This window comes from Pseudomonas sp. GW823-FHT06E10 (assembly GCF_058794995.1).
The window spans coordinates 54,671-67,518 of record NZ_JBXAHJ010000009.1 but is presented as its reverse complement, the minus strand read 5'-3'; the positions used below and the strand labels follow the sequence as shown (position 1 = coordinate 67,518).

Sequence of the window (12,848 nt, the reverse complement as noted above, 5' to 3'; positions counted from 1 at the left end):
AATGAGTAACTCCCTTTACGATATTTCGCTGAAGCAGATCGATGGCAGTGCCAGCCGCCTTAGCGATTATCGGGGCAAAGTCCTGCTGGTGGTCAACCTGGCTTCTAAATGTGGGCTGACCCCGCAATATGAAGGTCTGGAAAAGCTCTACCAGAGCAAGCATTCACAAGGGCTGGAAGTGCTGGGTTTCCCTGCCAACGATTTCAGGGAACAGGAGCCGTATAGCGATGCGGAAATCGCCGAGTTCTGTTCAGTGAACTATGACGTTCACTTCCCGCTGTTCTCGAAAATCTCGGTTGTCGGTACCGAGCAGCATCCTCTCTACGCTGAGCTGACCGCCGCGCAACCTGAGTCCACAGGCGAAGGCCCAATGCGCGAGCGTCTGCTGGGTTACGGCATCGAGTCTGCCAACACGACGGACGTGCTCTGGAACTTCGAGAAGTTTCTGATCGATCGCCAGGGTGCGGTCGTCGCTCGTTTCGCTCCGGACGTTGCAGCGGATGATCCGCGGTTGCTTGAGGCAATCGAGGCGCAATTGGCCAAAGAGGCGTAACGCGGTGCAGACAGTCGATACGGTTGGCGCGTTGCGTGCGCTCGTTGCCCGCGCCCGGGGTGAGAACAAGAAAGTCGCACTGGTGCCGACCATGGGCAATTTGCATGACGGTCATATCGCCCTGATTCATTGCGCAAAGCAGCGAGCGGACTTCGTCGTCGCCAGCATCTTCGTCAACCCACTCCAGTTCGGGGCCAATGAGGACCTGGCCAACTATCCCCGCACGCCCGATGCTGATCGCGAAAGACTGGTCAATGCCGGGTGTGATGTGCTGTTTGCCCCCGCTGTCGAACAGATCTATCCGGATGGAATGCTCAATCAGGCCATCGTCAGTGTGCCGAACGCTTCTGAAGGTCTTTGCGGTGCGGCACGCCCTGGTCACTTTGACGGCATGGCCACAGTCGTCGCCAAGCTGCTGAACATTGCCCAGCCAGACGTGGCGGTTTTCGGGGAAAAGGACTATCAGCAGCTGGCAGTCGTGCGCTCGATGGTCAGGGATCTCAACATGGTGACTGACGTTGTCGGTGCACCGACGATCCGGGCCGCGGACGGCTTGGCATTATCCTCGCGCAACGGCTATCTGACCGAGCATGAGCGCTCGGTAGCCCCCGTCCTCTACGCTTGTTTGAAGCAAATGGCGGCGAGTATCCAGCTCGAGAGGAGGGTGGCTGAGCGCCAGTTGATTGAATGTCATCAACGTATCAGCGACGCCGGTTTTCAACTGGAATACTTTGAAGTCAGGAATGCCCAGGATTTAACACCTGTGAAAAGCACCGATACTCACTTTGTGATTCTGGTGGCGGCGCGCATTGGCAAAACACGGCTCATTGACAATCTGACGGTGGACCTTCGGGCATCGGAAACTTCACCAGAGGAACAACAATGAGTCTTTATCGAGCGTTCGCTGCGTTGTGCCTGTGCTTTTTCTCCCTCGTCGGCTTTGCTCAGCAAGCACCGGTGGACGCTTACAGTGCTGACACCCAACGCGCCAATGCCTTGTTGGTAAAAGCTGTTGCCGAGTACAAAGCCAAGGGCGACTCCGCGTTGGCCGAGTTCAGTCGGCAGGGGGCCTTTATCGATGGTGAACTGTACATCTACGTGGTCGATACCTCCGGTGTGATGCTCGCCAGCGGTGGGCCTTCCGTTTCGCTGGTCGGCAAGCCGGTGTTCAGCGTCCTGGACGACGACCTCCAGGCGGCATTCAAGCATGCCATTGCACAGCCGGACGACGGCATTGTGCGTAGCGCCGAATACCGCTGGTGGAACTGGCAACACGCCAAGGTCGAGCGTAAACGCGTGTTCTATCAGCGCGTCAAGGATCGGTTGATCGTCGTGGGTTACTACATGCCACGGTCCTCCCCCGAACAGGCACAACAGCTGCTTGGGCAGATTTCGCGACAAGTTGCCAACGACGCGAAAACCACCTTCGGGCTCATTAATCAGCACGATAAACAGTTCACCGAGGATGATCTGTATGCCTTCGTGGTGGATCTCAAGACCAAGCGGTTTGTCGCTCACGGTTTTTCGCCCCGGTTGATCGGCACCGACTTCAACTCATTGCGCTCAGTCGATGGCAAGCCGATTGGCGAGGACATCCTCGAACAGATGAGCGGCCATGAAACAGGTGAGATCGCTTATCTGTGGCGTAACCCGATTACCGGGCAAAACGAATACAAGAGAACTTTTCTGCAGCGGGTAAACGGGTTCGTCGTCGCCGTGGGTTGCTATGCAGTCAAGTGATCAAGACAGGTACGACCGGTACCCACTCTCAGGAGCGTGCGCATGACTGATTTGGTATTGCTGCATGGCGGCAACCACGGCTCCTGGTGTTGGGGGCCCTTCGTTGAGGCGCTCAACCAGCAGCCTGGATGCTTCGAACGAGTAATTACCCTGGATATGCCAGGATGCGGTACCAAGCGCGGCCGTGATGTTGGGTCCCTGCGGCTCGATGATGTGGTTGATGAACTGAATGAGGACCTGCGTGCACTCGGCGTGAACCAGGCCGTCCTGCTTGGACATTCCATCGCGGGAGTTTTGCTTCCGATGATGGTCATGGCCGCTCCCCAACTGTATTCGCAGTTGCTATACCTGGCTTGCGCATTGCCCAGTGAAGGCCAATCAATTCTGCAGCTGCTTGGCACCAGGCTGCATGGCGAAAGCCCGGACCATGTCGGCTGGCCGCTGGACCCGGCGCAAACAACCCCTCAAGTGCTGGCCGTGGCGATGTTCGGTCAGGACTTGAGCGAGCAAACCCTTGGTTGGTTGTTAAGCGAAGTGAGCCAGGACACGACGCCACTTTGTGTTGCGACAGACTCCATCAGTCGCGTGGGATATCCGGGAATCATTCCGGCGAGTTACATCATCACCCTGCGCGACAACATCCTTCCCGTCGACTGGCAGCGGCGTTTTGCTCAACGTGCCGGCGCGGGCGTGGTTATCGAGATCGATACGGCGCACGAGCCGTTCGTATCACACCCGCAGTTGCTTGCGGATGTCGTACGGGGCCTAGAGCGGCAGTGATGGGCGACATCGGTGTTTTAAGCCGCAGTAATGGCAAGGCTATCGGCAGCAACTGGTTGATCCTGTCCATTATCTGCTTCAACTTTATCTCGTACGTCTGCAGTGGCTTGCCACTTGCAGTGTTGCCGGGCTATGTCCTCAATGACCTAGGCCTGACCTCGGTTTTTGCCGGCGTGGTGATTAGCTCGCAGTACCTGGCGACGCTCCTGGCTCGTCCGTTGGCCGGTGGCGTGGCTGACCGCCAGGGCGCCAAATACGCAGTGGTGTGTGGGCTCAGTGGCTTGATGTTGAGTGGCACCCTGACCGCGCTTGCGATCATCTTGCCCACCCAACCCTGGTTGACCCTGACACTCATACTGCTGGGCAGGCTGGTGTTGGGGGCCTCCACGGCCATGATCTCCACGCCTTGCTGCACCTGGGCCATTGGGTTATGTGGTGCGCCTCGGGCAGCACAGGTCATGTCGTGGAACGGAATAGCGGCTTACGGTGGTACGGCAGTCGGAGCGCCGCTGGGCGTGCTGCTGCGTAATTCGTTGGGTATCGCCAGTGTCGGGCTGTGCACGGTGTTGCTAGGCCTGATATTCCTGATTTTGGCGCTGGGCAAGCGCCCGGCGCCTTTGATCACAGGCGCCCGATTGGCATTCTATCGAGTTCTCTTCGCGGTCATGCCCAATGGTCTGGTCCTGGTGTGCAGTTCGGTAGGGTTTGGCGGCCTGACGGCATTCGTCGCACTGTACTTCGACAGCCAGGGCTGGGACCACGCCGCCTACTGTTTGAGTGGGTTCGGGGCTGGCTTTATCGTTGCCCGCTTGTCCTCGCCGGGAATACTGCAGCGATTCAGGGGCTACAAGGTGGTGGGCGGCTGCCTGCTTATACAGACCCTGGGCATGCTGCTGATATGGCTCGCGCCATCTCCTGCACTGGCAATTGCTGGCGGTGCGCTGACCGGGATAGGGGTGTCATGGGTCTATCCGGGGTTAGGGGTGGAAACACTGTCCAGCACTCCGGCGGCCAACCGTAATTCGGCGCTCAGTGCACTTTCTTTATTCTTTGATATCGCAGTGGGGCTGGCCGGCCCGGTGATGGGCCTGGTTGCTTCTGGCCTAGGCTATGCGGCGATATTTCTCTGTGCTGCGTTGATGTCGATGGGTGGATTTGTTGCGGTGCTCTATTTGTGTAGGAATAAAAGGTAGGAGCGATAAGAGGTGCTGTTGGTACGGATATCCGGCCCACGGCACAGCGGCGGTACTCGACAGCGGCTATCAAAAAACGGTTACCAACGCTACCACTTGGAAGACCCACTAGTAATGGCTTGTCGCTGGAAGGTTGTTAAGGCGGCATTCCGTTCCCGATTCCGAAAATCGGCACGAGGTCATCTGGAGTGGTCCAGCTTTCGCGGTGGACGTTGACTGGGCGGTGACGCGTCTCCCGTGGGGCGAGCTGTATCCCAGACGATGCGCATGAATGGCTCTTTATTAATGTTGTAGTGGAGGGTTTTCAACGCCAACGACTGCGCAATTGGTTGTCGCTTTACGGTGATCGACACCTCAGTGACTTGCCTGCTTTCTTGTCGTGAAGCTAGCGCCAAACATTCAGAACTAGCAGTCCGTCAGCATCGGGTTGCCTCTGCGCACACGGAACGATAGTCGTGAAATGGCCTGTCTCCGATCCTGATGGCTGTGCCCGATTCGTTCGTGGACAGACGCAATGATTCGCATCGACTCCATTCACCTCGACGTCAAGCGCATGGTCATGAGCACTGACATCGCGGTGGCGCGGATCGTGGAGGTCTTCGGTGCGGCGATGCCGCCGTCTATTCCCGGTCGGTTTAGCTGGAGGAAGAATCTCTCAATTCTGCGTTGCACCGACGTGCCCAACGATCAAAATGCGTACCCTTCAGCAACCTGTATTAGTAACTGCTCAACCTGGTGAGTGCCTTGTTTGGTTGAGAGCATTGCTATTGGACTTTTCCCAGAAAAATGATCCTTAGGCTTCGAGAGCCACGAACTGGCTTTCTCTCTTCTACCAAAAAGTACTTCTGCCATAGCGGCGATGTAGGCATGTCGAAATAAGCGCTCACTCTCATCCACCGTGAGTCTCTGCCCGAGCGTCAACCTGGAGCTGAGTGTCTTGTAAGGGATGATCTGGTCGCGTTGTTGCGGGGGGATTTTGCCCTGCTCGCAAAAAATGTTGATCCGATCGGCTAAAAAACCGGCATTGATCATCTCATGGATGTCCGAGTCTGAAGCGTCGATGGGGACATTGAGAAATTCTGACAACCGGTCCCGGAAGTCACTATAAGAATTCTCGTTCAGCACTTCGGCAAGCATGGCGCACCTTCATGGTTGGATCTTTGCCACTTAGTATCTGGCACATTGTATCGCATGAAAGCGCGCAAATTTTTACGGCCGCTGCCGCATGGGGTCATTTAGAACTGGAGGGGGTAGGGAAGCGCCCAATCACTAGGGCGTTCGGTCGGGGAAAAAATAATAGGGATAGCTAAATTCATGTCGACGCATGCTTGTTGGCTCAGTCGCTTGCCGCCAAATCAGAAGCCAATTCGTGAAGAGACAGCGCTTCAGGCAAGAGGAATTGAGGCTCGCATTCCAATACGCTAGCTATGCGATATAGCTTTTCCACGGTGATGTTGACTTCACCACGTTCAATACGCCCCATATAGCTACGATCGACACTGCAGGCATGCGCCAAGGCATCTTGGGAAAATCCTTTGGCCTTCCTTTGTGTCCGTATTCTTTCGCCCAATGCCTTTGCAAGCTGATGCATAACCGCCTCGGTTCCCATTGAGGCGGCACTATCGTGCGTTTGCGGATGAATCAACCACGGATTATAATCCGCATTTTGGCTGTTCCGCGAATTTCCCTTCCAGGTGCCTGCATGAAACCCGATTCATTCATCCTCGACAGGCGGCTCTACGACCTGTTTCAGCAGGGGCATCTACGCCAGTTTACGACCCAGGATCTACGTGACGCCTACGCTGCGCACCTGACGGGTATGACGTTCAACAGCAGCGACTTGCGTCGATATGTCTATGAGCAGATCCGACGCATGCTGCGTACCGGATGGGTCATTCAGGATGAAAAACGACAGAAGCGGGGTCAGATCTATCACTGGCAGGGTATTCCAGCGAACTTGCAGGTGGAACTCATCGATAATGGGTACGAGAGCAGTGCTAAGCCGGTGAATAAACCGTCTCATCAGCCCTTACAAAGCATTGACCCAGAGCAGCCAGGTCCAGATGTGATCGAGCACCTGGAATCCATACTCAAAGAGATTCGGCTCGATTTCCTTTCCTCGATGGGAGAGGCAGAGCGCTATAAGCAATTGCTTGACGAGATGCCGCACCTGAAAGACCAAGTCGAAGGTGAGTATCTGGAAGCTCGAGACCGAAGCTCTCGTCTTTTAGGACATCTGCGAGCGGTCGAAAAGACGCTCAAAACAGTCATGTCCGCGCGATGAAAGCATCACCGAGAAAATGGCAGAGCCAATGCATTGAAATTGCGCTTGAGCACTACAAAACAACACCACACTTCTTCTGTCAGGCGACTCCAGGGGCGGGTAAAACTCGAATGGCCGCTGAGCTGGCTCGACAACTGTTGGAGCAGGGCAAGATTGATCTCGTACTCTGTTTTGCTCCGTCATGCCAAGTAGTCGACGGCTTTCGCTCGACATTCTCCGCTGTATTGGGGAGGCGCCTTGATGGACTTATTGGCGCCGTTGGAGCTGCAAGTACCTATCAGGCCATGGAGCACCAGGATGACGACTTCTGGAAGCTTTTCGATGACTACCGTGTGCTTGCGGTGTTCGACGAGATCCATCACTGCTCCGGATACGATCCGCTTTTGAGCAACGCCTGGGGGCAACAAATTTTACTGAAAATGCAGGATCGTGCCGCCTTCACCTTAGCTCTATCGGGGACACCATGGCGTTCCGATGACAGAGGCATTGCGCTGGCTCGTTACTCCAACCCGGAAGGTCGATTGATTTGCGACTATCGCTACGGCCTTAAAGAAGCCATTTCCGATGGGGTTTGCCGGTCACCTCGCATCGTTCTGCTAGATAACCAGATGTTAAGGCTCAAAGAAGATTCTGCGAGCGACAGTACCGTCAAGCTTTTTCCTAGCATCGCTAAGCTACTGCATGAGTCTCCGGTCTCATACGAGGACCTGATTTGTCATGAGGATGCGCTCAACCAGTTGCTCAATCTGGGAAGCAAGAAGCTCGATGAAGTGCGGATGCTCAAACACAATGCCGCGGGCTTGGTTGTCGCCACGAATATCGAGCATGCTCACCAAGTCGCTATGGCGTTGAAGGACAGGGGCGAAAGCTTCCAGGTCGTGACCACCAAAACCCCGGACGCGCAACAGGTAATCAACGGTTTCAAAAATAGCGATTGCCGTTGGATTGTTGCTGTGGGAATGATCAGCGAGGGAACTGATATCCCTCGGCTCCAGGTATGCTGCTATCTCAGTCGAATTCGTACTGAGCTGCATTACCGTCAGGTCCTGGGAAGAGTCCTTCGTCGTATGGGCGAGATTGACGATCAAGCTTGGTTGTTCGTCTTGGCGGAGCCGACACTAAAGCGATTCTCACAGCGTATCGCCGATGATTTGCCGGAAGATTTGGCTGTCGTGTGCGCTGTAGGTGCATCAGCACCTGAGGCTTGCTCGACAGACGGTGAGTTGGATAGCTCGATTCGCTGTGCGCTGAAAGAACCATTCACCTCAGCCCCTACCGCTTCAGTACAGGAGGTGTTACCCCCGGGCGATCTGGCTTCTGTATCGACTTATCAAATAAGCTTTTCGAAAAGTTATCGCCAGCAATTGCTGGCCGTTTTCTGATGTGTTGCTTATCCAACACCAGGTCGTAACAGCCTTGGCCCAATCGCCGAGAAGTTCCGCTATCTAGCGGTTTTGCCTCCGGTCGACGGTAGCCTCTAGGTCGTTTTGTCTAGTGCGCTTACCGCGGAGTAATGGGTGAATGGTCACTCACCTCTCACGTAATAATTAGGGAGTGATACCCATTTTCGGGGTTCACTTTGTCACTCTCAAACGTCTGAACTACCTCGAAAAATGGCCTGTGGAGTCCAAGCGTCCGTTCAAAGATCGTGAAAAAAGTCCAAACAATACTGAAAACCTACGGCAAGCTCGCTCCCACAGGGGACTTTCGTCTATCTGGTACCACCGTTCCTCACCTAAGTCTTTGCTTCTGCTCACTAATCCTCCAGAATCGCGCCCCTGTTTCGGCCGGGCGCCGCCTGTCGGGTATTCCGACGCGTCCTGGCCGGGTGGCAAGTGACCGGAATGTGGAGATCCCACCGGATGAATGATCAGGCCAATAGCGTTAACGAACGCTATGTAGACGCGACACCCGCGACGCTTACGAGCTGGAATCGCCAAGACACCACCTGGATGCTGGGCCTGTTTGGCACGGCGATTGGTGCCGGAACCCTGTTTTTGCCGATCAACGCAGGCCTGGGCGGTTTCTGGCCGCTGCTGATCCTGGCGTTGCTGGCGTTTCCGATGACGTTCTACGCACACCGCGGGCTGACCCGTTTCGTGTTGTCCGGTCGCGAAGGCGCCGACATCACTGAAGTGGTGGAAGAACATTTCGGCATCAAGGCCGGCGCGCTGATCACGCTGTTGTACTTCTTCGCGATCTTCCCGATCCTGCTGATCTACAGTGTGGCGCTGACCAACACCGTGGGCAGTTTCCTTGAGCATCAATTGCACATCACGCCGCCACCGCGCGCCGTGTTGTCGCTGGTGCTGATCCTTGGTCTGCTGGCCGTGGTGCGCTGCGGCGAGCAAATGATCGTCAAGGCCATGAGCCTGATGGTTTACCCGTTCATCGTCGCGCTGCTGTTTCTGGCGGTGTACCTGATTCCGCACTGGAACGGCGGCATTCTCGCCACCGCGAGCCAAGTGCCTGCGCCGTCGGCGCTGCTGCATACCCTATGGCTGGCGATTCCGGTGATGGTGTTCTCGTTCAACCACTCGCCGATCATCTCGGCGTTTGCGGTCGACCAGAAGCGTCGTTATGGCGAACACGCTGAGGAACGCAGCTCGCAGATCCTGTCCCGTGCCCATCTGTTGATGGTAGTGATGGTGCTGTTCTTCGTCTTCAGTTGCGTGCTGACCCTGTCGCCAGCGCAACTGGCTGAAGCCAAGGCGCAGAACCTGTCGATCCTGTCGTACCTGGCCAACCACTTCAGCAATCCAACCATTGCCTTCGCGGCGCCGTTGATTGCCTTCGTGGCCATTTCCAAGTCGTTCCTGGGGCACTACATCGGCGCCAGCGAAGGCCTCAAGGGGCTGATCGTCAAGAGCGGCAAGCGTCCGTCCGCCAAGGCCCTGGACCGTATGACCGCCGCGTTCATGCTGGTGGTGTGCTGGATCGTCGCCACGCTGAACCCGAGCATCCTCGGCATGATCGAAACCCTCGGTGGCCCGGTGATCGCGGCGATCCTGTTCCTGATGCCGATGTACGCCATCCGCAAGGTGCCGGCGATGGCACGCTATCGCGGTCAGGCGTCCAATGTCTTCGTGACGGCGGTGGGCCTGGTGGCGATTTCGGCGTTGGTCTATTCGCTGAGTGCGTGATTGCTGTTTGATTTGCTGAGTGAATGACGGCTGATCCGGTTTTCGGGTTGGCCGTTTTTTTTGGGGGGGCTCGGGGGTATTCGGTCTGCCGCGGTCGGCTGTAGGAGCGAGCCTGCTCGCGAAAAACGCCGGGACACCGCGGGGATTCAGACAGCCTGCGTTATCGTTGACGACCATCGCGAGCAGGCTCGCTCCTACAGAGGTTCGGGGACCTCAGTCAGAGCCAGGTCGGCTCGCGGAACAGATAGCAGCCATTACTCCAGAAACGGATATACAAACAAAAAACAGCCATAAAAAAACGCCGCTCATCTCACGATGGGCGGCGTTTTTCATTGCGTTGCAACGTTAGGCTTGAACGACCGGGATGTTGGCGTTCGCAGCAGCTTCACGGAACTCGGCGATCTGGTCGAAGGACAGGTAGCGGTAGACATCGGCCGCCATGCTGTCGATCTTGCCAGCGTATTCCATGTACTCCTCGACGGTCGGCAGGCGACCCAGGATGGAAGCCACGGACGCCAGCTCGGCCGAAGCCAGGTAGACGTTCGCGCCGTCACCCAGACGGTTCGGGAAGTTACGGGTCGAAGTCGACACTACAGTCGAGTTCGGCTCTACACGTGCCTGGTTACCCATGCACAGCGAGCAGCCTGGCATTTCCATGCGAGCGCCGGCCTTGCCGTAGATGCCGTAGTAGCCTTCTTCGGTCAGCTGGTGAGCGTCCATCTTGGTCGGCGGCGACAGCCACAGACGGGTTGGCAGCTGACCCTTGACCTGTTCCAGCAACTTGCCGGCGGCGCGGAAGTGACCGATGTTGGTCATGCACGAACCGATGAACACTTCGTCGATCTTCTCGCCAGCAACGCTGGAGAGCAGGCGAGCGTCGTCCGGGTCGTTCGGCGCGCAGAGCACAGGCTCCTTGATGTCGGCCAGGTCGATCTCGATGACTTCGGCGTATTCGGCGTCTTTGTCGGCTTCCAGCAGCTCAGGGTTGGCCAGCCAGGCTTCCATTGCTTGAGCGCGACGTTCCAGAGTACGTGCATCGCCGTAGCCTTCGCCGATCATCCAGCGCAGCAGGGTGATGTTGGACTGCAGGTATTCGGCAATCGACTCTTTGGACAGCTGGATGGTGCAACCGGCAGCCGAACGTTCAGCCGAGGCGTCAGACAGTTCGAACGCTTGCTCTACGGTCAGTTTAGGCAGACCTTCGATCTCCAGGATGCGACCGGAGAAGGCGTTCTTCTTGCCTTTCTTCTCTACGGTCAGCAGGCCAGCCTGGATCGCGTAGTAAGGAATGGCGTGAACCAGGTCACGCAGGGTGACGCCTGGCTGCAGTTCGCCTTTGAAGCGAACCAGGATCGACTCAGGCATGTCCAGCGGCATGACGCCGGTGGCTGCGGCGAACGCAACCAGGCCGGAACCGGCCGGGAACGAGATGCCGATCGGGAAACGGGTGTGGGAGTCACCACCGGTACCGACGGTGTCTGGCAGCAGCATGCGGTTCAGCCACGAGTGGATGATGCCGTCGCCCGGACGCAGGGAAACGCCGCCGCGGGTCATGATGAAGTCAGGCAGGGTGTGGTGGGTGGTCACGTCGATCGGCTTAGGGTAAGCCGCGGTGTGGCAGAAGGACTGCATCACCAGGTCGGTCGAGAAGCCCAGGCACGCCAGGTCTTTGAGTTCGTCACGGGTCATTGGACCGGTGGTGTCCTGGGAACCCACGGTGGTCATCTTCGGTTCGCAGTAGGTGCCCGGACGAACGCCGGTCACGCCGCAAGCCTTGCCGACCATTTTCTGCGCCAGGGTGAAACCCTTGGTGCTTTCAGCCGGAGCTTCAGGCTTCTTGAACAGGTTCGAAGGTGGCAGACCCAGTTCGGCGCGAGCCTTTTCGGTCAGGCCACGGCCGATGATCAGCGGGATACGGCCGCCAGCGCGAACTTCGTCCAACAGCACCGGAGTCTTCATTTCGAAGGTGGTCAGGACTTCGTCGGTGCCGTGCTTGCACACTTTGCCAGCATGCGGGTACAGGTCGATCACGTCGCCCATGTGCATGTTGGATACGTCGAATTCGATTGGCAGTGCGCCGGCATCTTCCATGGTGTTGTAGAAGATCGGAGCGATTTTGCTGCCGAAGCAGAAACCGCCGGCACGCTTGTTCGGTACATAAGGAACGTCGTCGCCGAAGAACCACAGTACGGAGTTGGTCGCCGATTTACGCGAAGAACCGGTACCGACCACGTCACCGACGTAGGCGATAGGGAAACCGGCGTTGCGCATTTCTTCGATCTGCTTCATCGGACCGGTGACGCCTTGTGCGTCAGGCACGATGCCGTCGCGAGCCATTTTCAGCATGGCCAGGGCGTGCAGCGGGATGTCTGGACGGGACCAGGCATCAGGAGCAGGGGACAGGTCGTCGGTGTTGGTTTCGCCAGTGACCTTGAATACGCGCAGGCTGATCTTGTCGGCCAGGGTCGGGCGCTTCACGAACCACTCGCCGTCAGCCCAGGATTGCAGCACGCCTTGGGCGTGAACGTTACCGTTCTTGGCTTTTTCAGCGACGTCGTGGAAGGCGTCGAACATCAGCAGGGTGTGCTTGAGTTCTTCGGCCGCTACTGGAGCCAGTTCGGCGTCGTCCAGCAGGTTAACCAGAGTCACGATGTTGTAGCCGCCCTGCATGGTGCCGAGCAGTTCAACAGCGCGCTTCTTGTCGATCAGGGGGGATTTGGCTTCGCCTTTGGCGATGGCGGACAGGAAGCCGGCCTTTACATAGGCTGCTTCGTCCACTCCAGGCGGAACGCGATTGGTGATCAGGTCAACGAGGAATGCTTCTTCGCCAGCCGGGGGATTTTTCAGCAGCTCGACCAGGCCTGCAGTTTGTTCGGCGTTTAGCGGCTGGGGAACGATACCCAGTGCTGCGCGCTCTTCGATATGTTTGCGGTAGGCTTCAAGCACAGTTATTACCCTCATCAGTGGTCCCAAATGGGTGTCCGGGACGCTCATCCCGAAATTGCCGTACTCATGCGCTGCATGGCGTTGTGAGCCACTTAGCCAGAATTACCGACAATTCCTTACAGAAGCTGCTTTCAAAGTTTTACGCCTGCAGAACGGGAGCTGATGAGGGTTGGCGTTGGGCTTTTCCCCGCTGGAAAAACCCCTCGCCA

The 12,848-nt window shown here is 57.0% G+C and carries 11 protein-coding genes; 8 read left to right on the top strand and 3 right to left on the bottom strand.

Annotated elements, in window-relative coordinates; genetic code table 11:
* The first annotated feature begins 1 nt into the window (after position 1).
* From AC1Q6Y_RS16215 to AC1Q6Y_RS16195, 5 genes are read left to right on the top strand one after another with little or no spacing between them, the layout of a single operon-like run.
* The gene (locus tag AC1Q6Y_RS16215; RefSeq protein ID WP_057715075.1) at positions 2-553 is read left to right on the top strand and encodes a glutathione peroxidase; all 552 of its coding nucleotides are present in this window, start codon (positions 2-4) and stop codon (positions 551-553) included.
* A gap of 4 nt (positions 554-557) precedes the next feature.
* Positions 558-1,439 (top strand): pantoate--beta-alanine ligase, encoded by an 882-nt coding sequence (gene panC / locus AC1Q6Y_RS16210; protein WP_057715074.1) that lies wholly within the window; start codon positions 558-560, stop codon positions 1,437-1,439.
* Complete coding sequence (locus tag AC1Q6Y_RS16205) at positions 1,436-2,293, top strand: cache domain-containing protein (protein ID WP_057715073.1); 858 nt, start codon at positions 1,436-1,438, stop codon at positions 2,291-2,293. Before panC ends, AC1Q6Y_RS16205 begins: the two co-directional genes overlap by 4 nt.
* Before the next feature lie 42 nt (positions 2,294-2,335).
* Positions 2,336-3,073, top strand: coding sequence for an alpha/beta fold hydrolase (locus AC1Q6Y_RS16200; protein WP_057715072.1), 738 nt, complete (start codon positions 2,336-2,338; stop codon positions 3,071-3,073).
* Positions 3,073-4,266 (top strand): MFS transporter, encoded by a 1,194-nt coding sequence (locus AC1Q6Y_RS16195; protein WP_057715071.1) that lies wholly within the window; start codon positions 3,073-3,075, stop codon positions 4,264-4,266. The genes AC1Q6Y_RS16200 and AC1Q6Y_RS16195 overlap by 1 nt, the downstream gene beginning before the upstream one ends.
* A gap of 687 nt (positions 4,267-4,953) precedes the next feature.
* On the opposite strand, the gene AC1Q6Y_RS16190 is transcribed toward AC1Q6Y_RS16195, so the two are convergent.
* Both AC1Q6Y_RS16190 and AC1Q6Y_RS16185 read right to left on the bottom strand, forming a co-directional pair.
* A complete protein-coding gene (locus AC1Q6Y_RS16190) occupies positions 4,954-5,403 on the bottom strand; it encodes an Xre family toxin-antitoxin system antitoxin (protein ID WP_057715070.1) in 450 nt (149 codons plus the stop codon).
* 199 nt (positions 5,404-5,602) lie between these two features.
* Positions 5,603-5,857 (bottom strand): helix-turn-helix domain-containing protein, encoded by a 255-nt coding sequence (locus AC1Q6Y_RS16185; protein ID WP_057716617.1) that lies wholly within the window; start codon positions 5,855-5,857, stop codon positions 5,603-5,605.
* A 111-nt stretch (positions 5,858-5,968) separates the two neighbouring features.
* On the opposite strand from AC1Q6Y_RS16185, the gene AC1Q6Y_RS16180 reads away from it, so the two are divergent.
* From AC1Q6Y_RS16180 to AC1Q6Y_RS16170, 3 genes are all read left to right on the top strand, one after another.
* Positions 5,969-6,550, top strand: a complete 582-nt coding sequence (locus tag AC1Q6Y_RS16180) for a VspR family transcription factor (protein ID WP_057715069.1) — start codon at positions 5,969-5,971, stop codon at positions 6,548-6,550.
* Positions 6,547-7,932, top strand: coding sequence for a DEAD/DEAH box helicase (locus tag AC1Q6Y_RS16175; RefSeq protein ID WP_057715068.1), 1,386 nt, complete (start codon positions 6,547-6,549; stop codon positions 7,930-7,932). The genes AC1Q6Y_RS16180 and AC1Q6Y_RS16175 overlap by 4 nt, the downstream gene beginning before the upstream one ends.
* Positions 7,933-8,412: 480 nt before the next feature.
* Positions 8,413-9,693 (top strand): serine/threonine transporter, encoded by a 1,281-nt coding sequence (locus tag AC1Q6Y_RS16170; protein ID WP_057715067.1) that lies wholly within the window; start codon positions 8,413-8,415, stop codon positions 9,691-9,693.
* A 345-nt stretch (positions 9,694-10,038) separates the two neighbouring features.
* Here the strand turns inward: AC1Q6Y_RS16170 and acnB are convergent, their stop codons facing one another.
* The gene (gene acnB, locus AC1Q6Y_RS16165; RefSeq protein ID WP_090454986.1) at positions 10,039-12,639 is read right to left on the bottom strand and encodes a bifunctional aconitate hydratase 2/2-methylisocitrate dehydratase; all 2,601 of its coding nucleotides are present in this window, start codon (positions 12,637-12,639) and stop codon (positions 10,039-10,041) included.
* Positions 12,640-12,848 lie beyond the last annotated feature (209 nt).

Coding starts and splice junctions, on each gene's coding strand:
- AC1Q6Y_RS16185 (WP_057716617.1), bottom strand. CDS start 5,857: ATGCATCAGCTTGCAAAGGCATTGGGCGAAAGAATACGGACACAAAGG.
- AC1Q6Y_RS16175 (WP_057715068.1), top strand. CDS start 6,547: ATGAAAGCATCACCGAGAAAATGGCAGAGCCAATGCATTGAAATTGCG.
- AC1Q6Y_RS16180 (WP_057715069.1), top strand. CDS start 5,969: ATGAAACCCGATTCATTCATCCTCGACAGGCGGCTCTACGACCTGTTT.
- AC1Q6Y_RS16195 (WP_057715071.1), top strand. CDS start 3,073: ATGGGCGACATCGGTGTTTTAAGCCGCAGTAATGGCAAGGCTATCGGC.
- AC1Q6Y_RS16170 (WP_057715067.1), top strand. CDS start 8,413: ATGAATGATCAGGCCAATAGCGTTAACGAACGCTATGTAGACGCGACA.
- AC1Q6Y_RS16215 (WP_057715075.1), top strand. CDS start 2: ATGAGTAACTCCCTTTACGATATTTCGCTGAAGCAGATCGATGGCAGT.
- AC1Q6Y_RS16205 (WP_057715073.1), top strand. CDS start 1,436: ATGAGTCTTTATCGAGCGTTCGCTGCGTTGTGCCTGTGCTTTTTCTCC.
- AC1Q6Y_RS16200 (WP_057715072.1), top strand. CDS start 2,336: ATGACTGATTTGGTATTGCTGCATGGCGGCAACCACGGCTCCTGGTGT.
- AC1Q6Y_RS16190 (WP_057715070.1), bottom strand. CDS start 5,403: ATGCTTGCCGAAGTGCTGAACGAGAATTCTTATAGTGACTTCCGGGAC.